The following is a 13,261-nucleotide window of genomic DNA, read 5'->3' as shown; positions in this document are numbered from 1 at the left end:
ACATGCTGATCCCCCGTAGGGTCAAGCACCGCAAGCAGCACCACCCGAAGCGCAGCGGCGCTGCCAAGGGCGGCACGCAGGTTGCGTTCGGCGAGTACGGCATCCAGGCGCTGACCCCGGCGTACGTGACGAACCGTCAGATCGAGGCCGCTCGTATCGCCATGACGCGTCACATCAAGCGTGGTGGCAAGGTCTGGATCAACATCTACCCGGACCGTCCCCTCACCAAGAAGCCTGCCGAGACCCGCATGGGTTCCGGTAAGGGTTCTCCGGAGTGGTGGATCGCCAACGTCAAGCCCGGACGCGTGATGTTCGAGCTGTCGTACCCCAACGAGAAGATCGCCCGTGAGGCGCTGACCCGTGCGGCCCACAAGCTGCCGATGAAGTGCCGGATCGTCAAGCGCGAGGCAGGTGAAGCGTGATGTCGGCCGGTACCAAGGCGTCCGAGCTGCGCGAACTGGGTGACGAGGAGCTGCTGAACAAGCTCCGCGAAGCCAAGGAAGAGCTGTTCAACCTCCGCTTCCAGGCGGCGACGGGTCAGCTCGAGAACCACGGTCGGCTCAAGGCCGTCCGTAAGGACATCGCGCGGATCTACACCCTGATGCGTGAGCGCGAGCTGGGCATCGAGACGGTGGAGAGCGCCTGATGAGTGAGAGCAACGTGACTGAGCAGACTGCAGAGGCCCGCGGCTTCCGCAAGACCCGTGAGGGTCTCGTCGTCAGCGACAAGATGGACAAGACCGTCGTCGTCGCCGTCGAGGACCGCGTCAAGCACGCGCTGTACGGCAAGGTCATCCGCCGTACCAACAAGCTCAAGGCGCACGACGAGCAGAACGCCGCCGGCGTCGGCGACCGTGTCCTCCTCGCGGAGACCCGGCCGCTGTCCGCCACGAAGCGGTGGCGCATCGTCGAGATCCTCGAGAAGGCCAAGTAATTTCCTGCGGGGGTAATCCCGCAGGTCAGTTCCGCCAGGCTCGGCAGGGGTCCCGTAACAGGACCCCTGCCGGGAACCGGCAGACAAACAGGAGATAGACGTGATCCAGCAGGAGTCGCGACTGCGCGTCGCCGACAACACTGGTGCGAAGGAAATCCTTTGCATCCGTGTGCTCGGTGGCTCCGGTCGCCGCTACGCGGGCATCGGTGACGTCATCGTCGCCACCGTCAAGGACGCGATCCCCGGTGGCAACGTGAAGAAGGGTGACGTCGTCAAGGCGGTCATCGTTCGCACCGTCAAGGAGCGCCGCCGTCCGGACGGCTCGTACATCCGCTTCGACGAGAACGCCGCCGTCATTCTGAAGAACGACGGCGACCCTCGCGGCACCCGTATCTTCGGCCCCGTCGGCCGTGAGCTGCGCGAGAAGAAGTTCATGAAGATCATCTCGCTCGCGCCGGAGGTGCTGTAAGCATGAAGATCAAGAAGGGCGACCTGGTCCAGGTCATCACCGGCAAGGACAAGGGCAAGCAGGGCAAGGTCATTGCCGCTTACCCGCGCGACGAGCGCGTCCTGGTCGAGGGTGTCAACCGGGTCAAGAAGCACACCAAGGCTGGCCCGACCGCTCGCGGTTCCCAGGCCGGCGGCATCGTCACGACCGAGGCGCCGATCCACGTCTCCAACGTCCAGCTGGTCGTTGAGAAGGACGGCAACAAGGTCGTCACGCGTGTCGGTTACCGCTTCGACGACGAAGGCAACAAGATCCGCGTTGCCAAGCGGACGGGTGAGGACATCTGATGGCTACCACCACCACTCCGCGTCTGAAGACGAAGTACCGCGAGGAGATCGCGGGCAAGCTGCGTGACGAGTTCAAGTACGAGAACGTCATGCAGATCCCCGGCCTCGTCAAGATCGTGGTCAACATGGGTGTGGGCGACGCCGCCCGCGACTCCAAGCTGATCGAGGGCGCCATCCGCGACCTCACCACGATCACCGGTCAGAAGCCGGCCGTCACCAAGGCCCGCAAGTCCATCGCGCAGTTCAAGCTGCGTGAGGGCCAGCCGATCGGTGCCCACGTCACGCTTCGTGGCGACCGCATGTGGGAGTTCCTGGACCGCACCCTGTCGCTCGCGCTGCCGCGCATCCGCGACTTCCGTGGTCTGTCCCCCAAGCAGTTCGACGGCCGTGGCAACTACACCTTCGGTCTCACCGAGCAGGTCATGTTCCACGAGATCGACCAGGACAAGATCGACCGTACCCGGGGTATGGACATCACCGTGGTCACCACGGCGACCAACGACGCTGAGGGCCGTGCCCTCCTTCGTCACCTCGGCTTCCCCTTCAAGGAGGCGTGAGCGAGATGGCGAAGAAGGCTCTGATCGCGAAGGCTGCCCGCAAGCCCAAGTTCGGCGTGCGTGGCTACACGCGCTGCCAGCGTTGTGGCCGTCCCCACTCCGTGTACCGCAAGTTCGGCCTGTGCCGCGTGTGCCTTCGTGAGATGGCTCACCGTGGCGAGCTGCCGGGCGTGACCAAGAGCTCCTGGTAGTCCCGCTTTTTAGGGATTCCAGAGGCTCTCGGTAAGCACTGGGCGTGTCAGGCGCCCTCCCTTCCATGGCTTAGGCTTGGAGGGTTGGGCGCCTGACGGTCGCCCGTACGACTTACTACGCCGTAGGTCCACCGCGCCGCACCCGTCCCGTCTCGGATCGGGGAGAGGGATGGCGCACCAGGAAACCCCGGCGAGAGAGGCCGAAGGCCAATTCATGACCATGACTGATCCGATCGCAGACATGCTTACGCGTCTGCGGAACGCGAACTCGGCATACCACGACTCCGTGACGATGCCGGCATCGAAGATCAAGTCGCACATCGCGGAGATCCTCCAGCAGGAGGGCTTCATCACGGGCTGGAAGGTCGAGGACGCCGAGGTCGGCAAGAACCTCGTCCTCGAGCTGAAGTTCGGCCCGAACCGTGAGCGCTCCATCGCGGGCATCAAGCGGATCTCCAAGCCCGGTCTCCGGGTGTACGCGAAGTCCACCAACCTGCCGAAGGTGCTGGGCGGCCTCGGCGTGGCGATCATCTCCACGTCGCACGGGCTCCTCACCGACAAGCAGGCCGGCAAGAAGGGCGTGGGTGGGGAAGTCCTCGCCTACGTCTGGTAGCGGAAGGGAACGGAGGAAACAGCTATGTCGCGCATTGGCAAGCTCCCCATCACGGTTCCCGCCGGCGTGGACGTCACCATCGACGGCCGTACGGTCTCGGTCAAGGGCCCCAAGGGCACTCTGACCCACACCGTTGCCGCGCCGATCGACATCGTCAAGGGTGAGGACGGCGTCCTGAACGTCACCCGCCCGAACGACGAGCGTCAGAACAAGGCCCTGCACGGCCTGTCCCGCACGCTGGTGGCGAACATGATCACCGGCGTGACCCAGGGTTACGTGAAGAAGCTCGAGATCAGCGGTGTCGGTTACCGCGTGACGGCCAAGGGTTCGAACCTGGAGTTCGCTCTGGGCTACAGCCACCCGATCACCGTCGAGGCCCCCGAGGGCATCACCTTCAAGGTGGAGGCCCCCACCCGGTTCTCGGTCGAGGGCATCGACAAGCAGAAGGTCGGCGAGGTTGCGGCCAACATCCGCAAGCTGCGCAAGCCCGACCCGTACAAGGCCAAGGGCGTCAAGTACGAGGGCGAAGTCATCCGCCGCAAGGTCGGAAAGGCGGGTAAGTAAGCCATGGCATACGGACAGAAGATCCTTAAGGGCGACGCCTACAAGCGCGCCGCGATCAAGCGCCGCCACATCCGGATCCGTAAGCACATCAACGGAACGGCGGAGCGTCCGCGTCTGGTCGTTACCCGCTCGAACCGCCACATCGTGGCCCAGGTGATCGACGACATCAAGGGTCACACCCTTGCGTCGGCGTCCACCCTGGACACCTCGATCCGCGGTGGCGAGGGCGACAAGTCCGCGCAGGCCAAGCAGGTCGGCGCCCTGGTCGCCGAGCGCGCCAAGGCCGCCGGCGTCGAGGCCGTCGTATTCGACCGTGGTGGCAACCAGTACGCCGGGCGCATTGCCGCCCTGGCGGACGCCGCCCGCGAAGCCGGGCTCAAGTTCTGAGCCGCTTCCGTAGCTAGCGGAAACAGAGAGAGGTAATTCCAATGGCTGGACCCCAGCGCCGCGGTGGCGGTGCCGGTGGCGGCGAGCGGCGGGACCGGAAGGGCCGTGACGGCGGCGCAGCTGCCGCCGAGAAGACCGCTTACGTTGAGCGCGTTGTCGCGATCAACCGTGTCGCCAAGGTTGTGAAGGGTGGTCGTCGCTTCAGCTTCACCGCGCTGGTCGTGGTGGGCGACGGTGACGGCACCGTGGGTGTCGGTTACGGCAAGGCCAAGGAGGTGCCGGCCGCCATCGCCAAGGGTGTTGAGGAGGCCAAGAAGCACTTCTTCAAGGTCCCCCGTATCCAGGGCACCATCCCGCACCCGATCCAGGGTGAGAAGGCTGCCGGCGTCGTGCTGCTCAAGCCCGCGTCGCCCGGTACCGGTGTTATCGCCGGTGGTCCGGTGCGTGCCGTGCTCGAGTGCGCCGGTATCCACGACATCCTGTCGAAGTCGCTCGGCTCCGACAACGCGATCAACATCGTGCACGCGACCGTGGAGGCCCTGAAGGGCCTGCAGCGTCCCGAGGAGGTCGCGGCCCGCCGTGGTCTGCCGCTCGAGGACGTCGCCCCCGCGGCTCTTCTCCGTGCGCGTGCCGGGGCGGGTGCGTAATCATGGCGCAGCTCAAGATTACGCAGGTCAAGTCCTACATCGGCAGCAAGCAGAACCACCGTGACACCCTGCGCTCCCTTGGTCTCAAGGGGATCAACACGCAGGTCGTCAAGGAGGATCGTCCCGAGTTCCGCGGCATGGTGCACACCGTCCGCCACCTCGTGACGGTCGAGGAGGTCGACTGATCATGGCGGAGCAGAACCCGCTCAAGATCCACAACCTCCGTCCCGCCCCGGGCGCCAAGACCGCCAAGACCCGTGTGGGTCGTGGTGAGGCGTCGAAGGGTAAGACGGCCGGTCGTGGTACCAAGGGTACGAAGGCTCGTTACCAGGTTCCGGAGCGCTTCGAGGGTGGCCAGATGCCCCTCCACATGCGTCTTCCGAAGCTGAAGGGCTTCAAGAACCCGTTCAAGACCGAGTTCCAGGTCGTGAACCTCGACAAGCTGGCCGCGCTGTACCCCGAGGGTGGCGAAGTCACCGTCGAGGGCCTCGTGGCCAAGGGTGCCGTTCGCAAGAACAGCCTCGTCAAGGTCCTCGGCCAGGGCGAGATCTCCGTGGCGCTGCAGGTGACGGTCGACGCCGTCTCCGGCTCCGCCAAGGAGAAGATCACCGCCGCCGGCGGTACCGTCACCGAGCTCGTCTGAACACATCAGGCGTCTCGATGACTTGAGCGATCCCGACCGGGGATACCCCACAAATGGGGTATCCCCGGTTGGTCGTTCCAAGGGGGGCAGTCTCGCCGGTATGGTGGCCTGCACTGCCCACTTTTACGGAGTGCTTCTTGTGGGGCACTCTGAGCGGCAGTTGACCGTTAGCTAAGTCGTCCCTATTAGTCGAACCTCAAGACCGTCACCCTTGACGCAGTAGCGCGGGGGTCGCAGGAGGCACCGTGCTCACCGCGTTCGCCCGGGCGTTCAAGACGCCCGACCTGCGCAAGAAGCTGCTCTTCACGCTCGGCATCATCGTGATCTACCGGGTCGGTACGCATATTCCGATCCCCGGCGTCGACTACAGGGCCGTTCAGGTCTGCATCGACCAGGCGAGCACCAACCAGGGCCTCTTCGGTCTGGTCAATATGTTCAGTGGTGGCGCACTGCTGCAGATCACGATCTTCGCGCTCGGCATCATGCCGTACATCACGGCAAGCATCATCCTGCAGCTGCTGACCGTCGTGATCCCGCGCCTGGAAGCCCTGAAGAAGGAGGGCCAGGCCGGTACGGCGAAGATCACGCAGTACACCCGATACCTGACGGTGGCGCTGGCCATCCTGCAGGGCACCGGCCTGGTGGCCACCGCCCGCAGCGGCTCGCTGTTCCCGAACTGCCAGGTGGCCGGCCAGATCGTTCCCGACCGCTCGATCTTCACCACCATCGTGATGGTCATCACGATGACCGCCGGTACGGCCGCCGTCATGTGGCTCGGTGAGCTCATCACCGACCGCGGCATCGGCAACGGCATGTCGATCCTGATGTTCATCTCGATCGCCGCGACCTTCCCGTCGGCGCTGTGGGCCATCAAGCAGCAGGGCTCCCTGGCGGGCGGCTGGATCGAGTTCGGCACGGTCATCGCCGTCGGCCTGTTCATGGTCGGCCTGGTGGTCTTCGTCGAGCAGGCCCAGCGCCGTATTCCGGTGCAGTACGCGAAGCGCATGATCGGCCGCCGTTCCTACGGCGGTACCTCGACGTACATCCCGCTCAAGGTGAACCAGGCGGGTGTGATCCCCGTCATTTTCGCCTCGTCGCTGCTCTACATTCCGGCGTTGATCGTGCAGTTCGCCGGTTCGCAACAGTCCGGATGGGCGAGTTGGATCACGGCGAACCTGGCCGACACAGGGGCGCCGGTTCACATCACTCTGTACTTCTTCCTCATTGTGTTCTTCGCGTTCTTCTACGTGGCCATCTCGTTCAACCCCGAGGAAGTCGCGGACAACATGAAGAAGTATGGTGGCTTCATCCCGGGCATCCGGGCTGGCCGACCGACCGCTGAGTACCTTTCCTATGTGCTCAACCGGATCACTTGGCCGGGCTCGCTGTACTTGGGTCTGATCGCTCTCGTGCCGACGATGGCGTTGGCTGGTTTCGGGGCAAACCAGAACTTCCCGTTCGGCGGGACCAGCATCCTGATCATCGTGGGTGTCGGTCTCGAGACCGTGAAGCAGATCGAGAGCCAGCTCCAGCAGCGCAATTACGAAGGGTTCCTCCGCTGATGCGTATCGTCCTCGTCGGGCCGCCGGGTGCCGGCAAGGGAACGCAGGCCGCGTTCCTCGCCAAGAACCTGTCGATCCCGCACATCTCCACGGGCGACCTGTTCCGCGCCAACATCAGCCAGCAGACGGAGCTCGGGAAGCTCGCGAAGTCCTACATGGACGCGGGCAACCTGGTGCCGGACGAGGTCACCATCGGGATGGCCAAGGACCGCATGGAGAAGCCGGACGCCGAGGGCGGCTTCCTGCTGGACGGTTTCCCGCGCAATGTGTCCCAGGCCGAGGCGCTCGACGAGATGCTGCAGTCCGAGAGCATGAAGCTGGACGCGGTGTTGGACCTCGAGGTCCCCGAGGAAGAGGTCGTCAAGCGGATCGCCGGGCGGCGGATCTGCCGCAAGGACTCCAGCCACGTCTTCCACGTCACGTACAGCAAGCCGAAGCAGGAGGGCGTCTGCGACGCCTGCGGCGGCGAGCTGTACCAGCGGGACGACGACTCCGAGGAGACGGTCCGCAAGCGGCTGGAGGTCTACCACACGCAGACCGAGCCGATCATCGACTACTACAAGGCGCAGGGGCTGGTCGTCACCATCTCCGCGCTGGGCAAGGTCGATGAGGTCACGGGTCGTGCGATGGAGGCGCTCCAGCGCGACGAGGACGGCAAGTAGGCGCGTTCGCGGCGCGTACGCAGCTCAAGCCGCGGTTCCCGATCCGGGGGCCGCGGCTGCTGCATGGGGTGGGGTGCGCCGACTCCGCCCTTATGGTTGAAGCAGTCCCGTTACCGGTCCGAGAAAGGCCCCCGTCCCCATGGTGCAGATCAAGAGCCCCGAGCAGATCGCCAAGATGCGTGAGGCGGGGTTGGTCGTCGCCGCCATTCACGCGGCCACCCGTGAGGCCGCGGTGCCCGGGGCCAGCACCAAGGACCTGGACGAGGTCGCGCGCAAGGTGCTCGCCGAGCACGGGGCCAAGTCGAACTTCCTCGGCTACGGCGGGTTCCCGGCGACCATCTGCACCTCCGCCAACGAGGTCGTGGTCCATGGCATCCCGTCCGACGACGTCGTCCTCAAGGACGGGGACATCATCTCCATCGACGCCGGCGCCATCATCGACGGCTGGCACGGCGACGCCGCCTACACGGCCTTCGTGGGCTCCGGTCACGCTCCGGAGCTGGTCGAGCTCTCCCGGGTGACCGAGGAGTCGATGTGGGCCGGCATCGCGGCGATGAAGCAGGGCAATCGGCTGGTCGACGTCTCCCGCGCCATCGAGACGTACATCCGCCGCCAGCCGAAGCCGGGCGGCGGCAAGTACGGGATCATCGAGGACTACGGCGGCCACGGCATCGGCACCGAGATGCACATGGACCCGCACCTGCTGAACTACGTCGAGCGCCGGCGGGGCAAGGGCCCCAAGCTGGTGCCGGGCTTCTGCCTCGCGATCGAGCCGATGGTCTCGCTGGGCACCCCGAAGACCGAGGTCCTGTCCGACGACTGGACGGTCATCACCACCGACGGCACCTGGTCCTCCCACTGGGAGCACTCCGTGGCGCTGACGGAGGAGGGTCCGCTCGTGCTCACGGCTCCCGACGGGGGCAAGGCGAAGCTCGCCGAGTACGGGATCACCGCCGCGCCCGATCCGCTGGCGTAATGATCACCGCTGTGGGGCAGACTTCCCCGATTCGTCTTTCCGGGTGCGCTGACGTAGACTGACTCGTCGGCTCTCGTGCACTCGCATGTCCGCATGCGCCCGTAAGGGAACAGTGCAGGGGTCGATCAAGGTAGTCGATTCCGAAGGGCGAAGCGTGGCCAAGAAGCAAGGTGCCATCGAGATCGAGGGCACTGTCGTCGAGTCTCTGCCGAACGCCATGTTCAAGGTCGAGCTCCAGAACGGCCACCAGGTCCTGGCACACATCAGCGGCAAGATGCGTATGCACTACATCCGCATCCTCCCTGACGACCGGGTCGTGGTGGAGCTGTCTCCGTACGACCTGACGCGTGGCCGGATCGTCTACCGGTACAAGTAGATCTTGCCCATGTCCCGCGTTTCCGCGCGGGACTTCGGCAACTGACCCGGAGAACCTCACCCAATGAAGGTCAAGCCGAGCGTCAAGAAGATCTGCGACAAGTGCAGGGTGATCCGCCGTCACGGTCGGGTCATGGTCATCTGCGAGAACCCGCGCCACAAGCAGCGCCAGGGCTGATCGCAGCAGATCTCTCCCTCTGCATTCGCAGGGATTCGCGCGACGCGAGCTGAATATGTAAATACGTGGAGCCCAGGCGGCGCATGCGTTCGTCTGACACCCCCGGTCCGGAGGCCGGGGACCCAGTTCGTACCTGGTACGGCGGCTGGGAGCCGGTTCTGCGGAAGACCTCCGAAGATCACCAGGAGCCATTGAATGGCACGCGTTTCCGGTGTTGACATCCCGCGCGACAAGCGCGTGGAGGTCGCCCTCACCTACGTGTTCGGCATCGGCCGGACGCTCTCCCAGCTGACGCTGGCCGAGACCGGCATCGACCCGAACACCCGCGTTCGCGACCTCTCCGAGGAGCAGCTCGTCGCGATTCGTGAGTACGTCGACAACAACATCAAGACCGAGGGTGACCTCCGTCGCGAGATCCAGGCCGACATCCGCCGCAAGGTCGAGATCGGTTGCTACCAGGGTCTCCGTCACCGTCGTGGTCTGCCCGTCCGCGGTCAGCGCACCAGCACGAACGCCCGTACCCGCAAGGGCCCGCGTCGCGCCATCGCCGGTAAGAAGAAGCCGGGCAAGAAGTAGTCCGCAGCGGACTCGCCGTCCAGCGGTCTTCGCTGTAGGACCGACCACCTCCCGTAGGAGTTATAGATGCCCCCCAAGGGTCGTCAGGGCGCTGCCAAGAAGGTGCGCCGCAAGGAAAAGAAGAACGTCGCTCACGGCCACGCGCACATCAAGAGCACGTTCAACAACACGATCGTCTCCATCACGGACCCGTCCGGCAACGTGATCTCCTGGGCCTCCGCCGGCCACGTCGGCTTCAAGGGCTCCCGGAAGTCCACGCCGTTCGCCGCGCAGATGGCCGCCGAGTCGGCTGCCCGCCGCGCCCAGGAGCACGGCATGCGCAAGGTCGACGTGTTCGTGAAGGGTCCGGGTTCGGGTCGTGAGACCGCGATCCGTTCGCTTCAGGCGACCGGTCTCGAGGTCGGCTCCATCCAGGACGTCACCCCGACCCCGCACAACGGCTGCCGCCCGCCGAAGCGTCGTCGCGTCTGACGTACGGCTGCTTCACGCAGGCTTGGTTTCGGGCGGTACGGCTCTGGTGGGCTGTATCGCCCGTACCCTTGCAGTACCCGCGCTTTTCATGGGCGCGGTTTCCGTCGGGCGTCAAATAGCGGGCGTCCACGAAAGAAGGATCTGATCCACACATGCTGATTGCTCAGCGTCCCTCGTTGACCGAAGAGGTCGTCGACGAGTTCCGTTCCCGGTTCGTGATCGAGCCGCTGGAGCCGGGCTTCGGTTACACCCTCGGCAACTCCCTGCGCCGGACCCTCCTGTCCTCGATCCCGGGTGCGGCGGTCACGTCCATCCGTATCGACGGCGTGCTGCACGAGTTCACCACCGTGCCGGGCGTCAAGGAGGACGTCACCGACCTGATCCTCAACATCAAGCAGCTGGTCGTCTCCTCGGAGCACGACGAGCCGGTCGTGATGTACCTGCGCAAGCAGGGTCCGGGTCTGGTCACCGCCGCCGACATCGCGCCCCCGGCCGGTGTCGAGGTGCACAACCCCGACCTGGTCCTCGCCACGCTCAACGGCAAGGGCAAGCTGGAGATGGAGCTGACGGTCGAGCGTGGTCGTGGTTACGTCTCCGCCGTGCAGAACAAGCAGGTGGGCCAGGAGATCGGCCGTATCCCGGTCGACTCCATCTACTCGCCGGTTCTGAAGGTCACGTACAAGGTCGAGGCCACGCGTGTCGAGCAGCGCACCGACTTCGACAAGCTGATCGTCGACGTCGAGACCAAGCAGGCGATGCGTCCGCGTGACGCCATGGCGTCTGCTGGTAAGACGCTGGTCGAGCTGTTCGGGCTTGCCCGTGAGCTCAACATCGACGCCGAGGGCATCGACATGGGTCCGTCCCCGACGGACGCCGCGCTCGCCGCCGATCTGGTGCTGCCGATCGAGGAGCTGGAGCTCACCGTTCGGTCGTACAACTGCCTCAAGCGTGAGGGCATCCACTCCGTGGGTGAGCTGGTTGCGCGCAGCGAGGCCGACCTCCTGGACATCCGTAACTTCGGTGCGAAGTCCATTGACGAGGTCAAGGCGAAGCTGGCCGGTATGGGCCTGGCCCTGAAGGACAGCCCGCCCGGATTCGACCCCACGGCCGCCGCGGATGCCTTCGGCGCGGACGACGATGCGGATGCCGGGTTCGTCGAGACCGAGCAGTACTAAGGGCTCGGGACCGACTGCTTGATCTTGGGTGCGGGTGCGCTGTGGCTTGTCGCGCAGTTCCCCGCGCCCCTTCCGGACGGGCCCCTTCGGGGCCTCGTCCGGATCTCCGACGGACAACCGTCTGCTCGGATACTGACCCCGGTACCTGACACGGCCGGGGCAGACACCTAGGAGAAACACCATGCCGAAGCCCGCCAAGGGTGCCCGTCTGGGCGGCAGTGCCGCGCACGAGAAGCTCCTCCTCGCGAACCTTGCGAAGGCGCTGTTCGAGCACGGCCGTATCACCACCACCGAGGCGAAGGCCCGCCGTCTGCGGCCGTACGCCGAGCGTCTGGTCACCAAGGCGAAGAAGGGCGACCTTCACAACCGCCGTCAGGTGCTCCAGGTCATCACGGACAAGAGCGTCGTCCACACGCTCTTCACCGAGATCGGCCCGCGGTACGAGAACCGTCCGGGTGGCTACACCCGTATCACCAAGATCGGTAACCGCCGTGGCGACAACGCGCCCATGGCTGTCATCGAGCTGGTCGAGGCGCTGACGGTGGCGCAGGAGGCCACGGGTGAGGCCGAGGCCGCGACGAAGCGCGCTGCCAAGGACGCCGAGGTCGCCGAGGTTGCCGAGGCCAAGGTCGACACGACCAAGGCCGACGAGGCTCCCGCCGAGGAGTCGAAGGACGCCTAAGCGTCTGCCGGGTGGCTGCCATCTTGCGGCTGCGGCTTCGTCGTGGTTGTTCGCGCAGTTCCCCGCGCCCCTGAAGGGCGATTGCGGGCCCGTTCCTTTCGAGGAGCGGGCCCGCTCTTGTGTTGCTGAGAGGATCTGTACGTGAGTGATGAAGCTGCACCCGGTTACGTCCGTATCCGTCTCGACCTGTCCTACGACGGGACCGAGTTCTCAGGCTGGGCCAAGCAGGCCGGCGGTAGGCGGACCGTGCAGGGGGAGATCGAGGATGCGCTGCGGACCGTGACGCGGTCGGGGAGTACGGCGTATGAGCTGACCGTGGCGGGGCGTACCGATGCCGGGGTGCATGCGCGGGGGCAGGTGGCGCATGTCGATCTGCCGGAGTCGGTCTGGCGTGAGCACCACGAGAAGCTGCTCAAGCGGCTTGCGGGGCGGTTGCCGAAGGACGTGCGGGTGTGGGCGCTGAGGGAGGCGCCCAGCGGGTTCAACGCGCGGTTCTCGGCGGTGTGGCGGCGGTACGCGTATCGCGTCACCGACAACCCGGGCGGTGTCGACCCGCTGCTGCGCAATCACGTCCTCTGGCACGACTGGCCCCTCGATGTCGGTGCCATGAACGAGGCGGCGCGGGGGCTGCTCGGGGAGCACGACTTCGCCGCCTACTGCAAGAAGCGGGAGGGGGCCACCACCATCCGTACGCTGCAGGAGCTGAGCCTGGTGCGGGGGGACGACGGGATCATCACCGCCACCGTGCGGGCCGACGCCTTCTGCCACAACATGGTGCGGTCGCTCATCGGGGCGCTGCTGTTCGTGGGGGACGGGCACCGGCCCGCGGACTGGCCCGGCAAGGTGCTCGCCGCCGGGGTCAGGGACTCGGCCGTGCATGTCGTACGGCCGCATGGGCTGACTCTCGAAGAAGTCGGGTACCCGGCCGACGAGTTGCTCGCCGCGCGGAGCAAGGAGGCGCGGAACAGGCGATCCCTGCCCGGGACGTCCGGATGCGAAACCTGTTAGTTACCCGACATTTGAGGCCAGATAGCGCACATGTCTGGACTTACTGGGCGTAAGTCCTCTTGATGCCCCTTACGGCCTTCTTACCTCTCGTATAGCCTTTCGTCGCTCGGGCGCTAGTTCGAGCTGCTTGGCCTTTGTTCGAGAAATCGACATGGGGACGGCCGAGTAGAGGGTGGGGGTCAACGGGTCTTATCCAGGCCCGGGGGTGGGTTTTTCATGAGTTCAGTTGGTCCTGCGCGGACCGGGGGGCGACGCGCCGTGCGTCA

Annotated in this window: 23 protein-coding genes; all 23 read left to right on the top strand. The window is 65.6% G+C overall.

The genetic code is table 11. The features are described from left to right. Window positions 1-2: 2 nt before the first annotated feature. The 23 genes from rplP (at window position 3) to truA (ending at window position 12,995) form a co-directional block, all read left to right on the top strand. A complete protein-coding gene (gene rplP / locus BLU79_RS09865; protein WP_009327094.1) occupies window positions 3-422 on the top strand; it encodes a 50S ribosomal protein L16 in 420 nt (139 codons plus the stop codon). Beyond that, window positions 422-646: a 50S ribosomal protein L29 gene (gene rpmC / locus BLU79_RS09860; protein ID WP_005481220.1), complete on the top strand. Its 225-nt coding sequence runs from the start codon at window positions 422-424 to the stop codon at window positions 644-646. The genes rplP and rpmC overlap by 1 nt, the downstream gene beginning before the upstream one ends. Continuing rightward, window positions 646-933 (top strand): 30S ribosomal protein S17, encoded by a 288-nt coding sequence (gene rpsQ, locus BLU79_RS09855; protein WP_046263523.1) that lies wholly within the window; start codon window positions 646-648, stop codon window positions 931-933. Before rpmC ends, rpsQ begins: the two co-directional genes overlap by 1 nt. A 100-nt stretch (window positions 934-1,033) precedes the next feature. After that, window positions 1,034-1,402, top strand: a complete 369-nt coding sequence (gene rplN, locus BLU79_RS09850; RefSeq protein WP_003998823.1) for a 50S ribosomal protein L14 — start codon at window positions 1,034-1,036, stop codon at window positions 1,400-1,402. Between the two features lie 2 nt (window positions 1,403-1,404). Next, on the top strand, window positions 1,405-1,728 hold the full coding sequence (gene rplX, locus BLU79_RS09845) for a 50S ribosomal protein L24 (protein WP_053674523.1): 324 nt from the start codon (window positions 1,405-1,407) through the stop codon (window positions 1,726-1,728). Further along, window positions 1,728-2,285, top strand: a complete 558-nt coding sequence (gene rplE / locus BLU79_RS09840) for a 50S ribosomal protein L5 (RefSeq protein WP_020135807.1) — start codon at window positions 1,728-1,730, stop codon at window positions 2,283-2,285. Before rplX ends, rplE begins: the two co-directional genes overlap by 1 nt. 5 nt (window positions 2,286-2,290) lie before the next feature. Further along, window positions 2,291-2,476 carry a type Z 30S ribosomal protein S14 gene (locus BLU79_RS09835; RefSeq protein ID WP_003948630.1) on the top strand — a complete coding sequence of 62 codons (186 nt, stop codon included), beginning with the start codon at window positions 2,291-2,293 and terminating at the stop codon, window positions 2,474-2,476. A 214-nt stretch (window positions 2,477-2,690) separates the two neighbouring features. Continuing rightward, complete coding sequence (gene rpsH, locus BLU79_RS09825) at window positions 2,691-3,089, top strand: 30S ribosomal protein S8 (RefSeq protein ID WP_007384075.1); 399 nt, start codon at window positions 2,691-2,693, stop codon at window positions 3,087-3,089. Between the two features lie 24 nt (window positions 3,090-3,113). Further along, window positions 3,114-3,653 (top strand): 50S ribosomal protein L6, encoded by a 540-nt coding sequence (rplF, locus tag BLU79_RS09820; RefSeq protein WP_093905262.1) that lies wholly within the window; start codon window positions 3,114-3,116, stop codon window positions 3,651-3,653. Between the two features lie 3 nt (window positions 3,654-3,656). Beyond that, window positions 3,657-4,040 carry a 50S ribosomal protein L18 gene (gene rplR / locus BLU79_RS09815; RefSeq protein ID WP_007494754.1) on the top strand — a complete coding sequence of 128 codons (384 nt, stop codon included), beginning with the start codon at window positions 3,657-3,659 and terminating at the stop codon, window positions 4,038-4,040. Window positions 4,041-4,081: 41 nt separating this feature from the next. Then, window positions 4,082-4,687, top strand: coding sequence for a 30S ribosomal protein S5 (gene rpsE / locus BLU79_RS09810; protein ID WP_015658456.1), 606 nt, complete (start codon window positions 4,082-4,084; stop codon window positions 4,685-4,687). Between the two features lie 2 nt (window positions 4,688-4,689). Next, on the top strand, window positions 4,690-4,872 hold the full coding sequence (rpmD, locus tag BLU79_RS09805) for a 50S ribosomal protein L30 (protein ID WP_003974250.1): 183 nt from the start codon (window positions 4,690-4,692) through the stop codon (window positions 4,870-4,872). A gap of 2 nt (window positions 4,873-4,874) precedes the next feature. Next, the gene (gene rplO, locus BLU79_RS09800; protein WP_023547373.1) at window positions 4,875-5,330 is read left to right on the top strand and encodes a 50S ribosomal protein L15; all 456 of its coding nucleotides are present in this window, start codon (window positions 4,875-4,877) and stop codon (window positions 5,328-5,330) included. A gap of 245 nt (window positions 5,331-5,575) precedes the next feature. Continuing rightward, entirely contained in the window at window positions 5,576-6,892 is a 1,317-nt protein-coding gene (secY, locus tag BLU79_RS09795) for a preprotein translocase subunit SecY (RefSeq protein WP_093905261.1), read from the top strand. After that, the gene (locus tag BLU79_RS09790) at window positions 6,892-7,554 is read left to right on the top strand and encodes an adenylate kinase (protein WP_093905260.1); all 663 of its coding nucleotides are present in this window, start codon (window positions 6,892-6,894) and stop codon (window positions 7,552-7,554) included. Before secY ends, BLU79_RS09790 begins: the two co-directional genes overlap by 1 nt. A 139-nt stretch (window positions 7,555-7,693) precedes the next feature. After that, the gene (map, locus tag BLU79_RS09785; protein ID WP_093905259.1) at window positions 7,694-8,530 is read left to right on the top strand and encodes a type I methionyl aminopeptidase; all 837 of its coding nucleotides are present in this window, start codon (window positions 7,694-7,696) and stop codon (window positions 8,528-8,530) included. A gap of 154 nt (window positions 8,531-8,684) precedes the next feature. Continuing rightward, entirely contained in the window at window positions 8,685-8,906 is a 222-nt protein-coding gene (gene infA, locus BLU79_RS09780) for a translation initiation factor IF-1 (protein ID WP_003948620.1), read from the top strand. 63 nt (window positions 8,907-8,969) lie between these two features. Further along, window positions 8,970-9,083 carry a 50S ribosomal protein L36 gene (gene rpmJ / locus BLU79_RS09775; protein WP_003998809.1) on the top strand — a complete coding sequence of 38 codons (114 nt, stop codon included), beginning with the start codon at window positions 8,970-8,972 and terminating at the stop codon, window positions 9,081-9,083. Window positions 9,084-9,278: 195 nt separating this feature from the next. Next, window positions 9,279-9,659 carry a 30S ribosomal protein S13 gene (rpsM, locus tag BLU79_RS09770; RefSeq protein ID WP_055536772.1) on the top strand — a complete coding sequence of 127 codons (381 nt, stop codon included), beginning with the start codon at window positions 9,279-9,281 and terminating at the stop codon, window positions 9,657-9,659. A gap of 66 nt (window positions 9,660-9,725) precedes the next feature. Then, the gene (rpsK, locus tag BLU79_RS09765; protein WP_003956432.1) at window positions 9,726-10,130 is read left to right on the top strand and encodes a 30S ribosomal protein S11; all 405 of its coding nucleotides are present in this window, start codon (window positions 9,726-9,728) and stop codon (window positions 10,128-10,130) included. A gap of 152 nt (window positions 10,131-10,282) precedes the next feature. Further along, window positions 10,283-11,305, top strand: coding sequence for a DNA-directed RNA polymerase subunit alpha (locus BLU79_RS09760; RefSeq protein WP_093905258.1), 1,023 nt, complete (start codon window positions 10,283-10,285; stop codon window positions 11,303-11,305). A 181-nt stretch (window positions 11,306-11,486) separates the two neighbouring features. Then, on the top strand, window positions 11,487-11,987 hold the full coding sequence (gene rplQ / locus BLU79_RS09755; protein WP_093905257.1) for a 50S ribosomal protein L17: 501 nt from the start codon (window positions 11,487-11,489) through the stop codon (window positions 11,985-11,987). A 141-nt stretch (window positions 11,988-12,128) separates the two neighbouring features. Then, window positions 12,129-12,995: a tRNA pseudouridine(38-40) synthase TruA gene (truA, locus tag BLU79_RS09750; protein ID WP_093905256.1), complete on the top strand. Its 867-nt coding sequence runs from the start codon at window positions 12,129-12,131 to the stop codon at window positions 12,993-12,995. The last annotated feature ends 266 nt before the right edge of the window (window positions 12,996-13,261 follow it).

The sequence above is a fragment of the Streptomyces sp. cf386 genome (genome assembly GCF_900103585.1).
In the GTDB taxonomy this organism is placed as follows: domain Bacteria; phylum Actinomycetota; class Actinomycetes; order Streptomycetales; family Streptomycetaceae; genus Streptomyces.
The sequence above is the reverse complement of the archived record's forward strand: the minus strand, read 5'-3'. Positions and strand labels throughout refer to the sequence as shown.

Coding starts and splice junctions, on each gene's coding strand:
- BLU79_RS09835 (WP_003948630.1), top strand. CDS start 2,291: ATGGCGAAGAAGGCTCTGATCGCGAAGGCTGCCCGCAAGCCCAAGTTC.
- rpsE (WP_015658456.1), top strand. CDS start 4,082: ATGGCTGGACCCCAGCGCCGCGGTGGCGGTGCCGGTGGCGGCGAGCGG.
- rplE (WP_020135807.1), top strand. CDS start 1,728: ATGGCTACCACCACCACTCCGCGTCTGAAGACGAAGTACCGCGAGGAG.
- rpmJ (WP_003998809.1), top strand. CDS start 8,970: ATGAAGGTCAAGCCGAGCGTCAAGAAGATCTGCGACAAGTGCAGGGTG.
- rplQ (WP_093905257.1), top strand. CDS start 11,487: ATGCCGAAGCCCGCCAAGGGTGCCCGTCTGGGCGGCAGTGCCGCGCAC.
- BLU79_RS09790 (WP_093905260.1), top strand. CDS start 6,892: ATGCGTATCGTCCTCGTCGGGCCGCCGGGTGCCGGCAAGGGAACGCAG.
- rplP (WP_009327094.1), top strand. CDS start 3: ATGCTGATCCCCCGTAGGGTCAAGCACCGCAAGCAGCACCACCCGAAG.
- rpmC (WP_005481220.1), top strand. CDS start 422: ATGTCGGCCGGTACCAAGGCGTCCGAGCTGCGCGAACTGGGTGACGAG.
- rpsM (WP_055536772.1), top strand. CDS start 9,279: ATGGCACGCGTTTCCGGTGTTGACATCCCGCGCGACAAGCGCGTGGAG.
- rpsQ (WP_046263523.1), top strand. CDS start 646: ATGAGTGAGAGCAACGTGACTGAGCAGACTGCAGAGGCCCGCGGCTTC.
- rpsK (WP_003956432.1), top strand. CDS start 9,726: ATGCCCCCCAAGGGTCGTCAGGGCGCTGCCAAGAAGGTGCGCCGCAAG.
- rpsH (WP_007384075.1), top strand. CDS start 2,691: ATGACCATGACTGATCCGATCGCAGACATGCTTACGCGTCTGCGGAAC.
- BLU79_RS09760 (WP_093905258.1), top strand. CDS start 10,283: ATGCTGATTGCTCAGCGTCCCTCGTTGACCGAAGAGGTCGTCGACGAG.
- rpmD (WP_003974250.1), top strand. CDS start 4,690: ATGGCGCAGCTCAAGATTACGCAGGTCAAGTCCTACATCGGCAGCAAG.
- rplF (WP_093905262.1), top strand. CDS start 3,114: ATGTCGCGCATTGGCAAGCTCCCCATCACGGTTCCCGCCGGCGTGGAC.
- map (WP_093905259.1), top strand. CDS start 7,694: ATGGTGCAGATCAAGAGCCCCGAGCAGATCGCCAAGATGCGTGAGGCG.
- rplO (WP_023547373.1), top strand. CDS start 4,875: ATGGCGGAGCAGAACCCGCTCAAGATCCACAACCTCCGTCCCGCCCCG.
- rplR (WP_007494754.1), top strand. CDS start 3,657: ATGGCATACGGACAGAAGATCCTTAAGGGCGACGCCTACAAGCGCGCC.
- rplX (WP_053674523.1), top strand. CDS start 1,405: ATGAAGATCAAGAAGGGCGACCTGGTCCAGGTCATCACCGGCAAGGAC.